At 65.8% G+C, this 222-nt stretch carries 1 protein-coding gene; it reads left to right on the forward strand.

Translation table 11 applies throughout. The features are described 5' to 3' along the window. A partial coding sequence (locus HMPREF2914_RS24560; protein WP_126584365.1) for an MlaD family protein occupies window positions 1-222 on the forward strand: 222 nt, incomplete at both ends.

Below are 222 nucleotides of genomic sequence, written 5' to 3' on the forward strand. Positions count from 1 at the left end.
GCTGCCCGGCCTGCACCTGACCCTCAAGGCCGATCGCCTGGGCTCCCTGGAGCAGGGCAGCCCGGTGTTCTACCGGCAGATCCAGGTCGGCCAGGTGAAGAGCTTCCAGCTGGGCGATGACCAGAGGACCATCGAGATCAAGGTGCACATCGAGCCGGCCTACGCCGACCTGGTGCGCAAGCACACGCGATTCTGGAACGCCAGCGGCATCTCCATTTCCGG

This window comes from Pseudomonas sp. HMSC067G02 (genome assembly GCF_001813485.1).
Classification (GTDB): domain Bacteria; phylum Pseudomonadota; class Gammaproteobacteria; order Pseudomonadales; family Pseudomonadaceae; genus Pseudomonas; species Pseudomonas aeruginosa.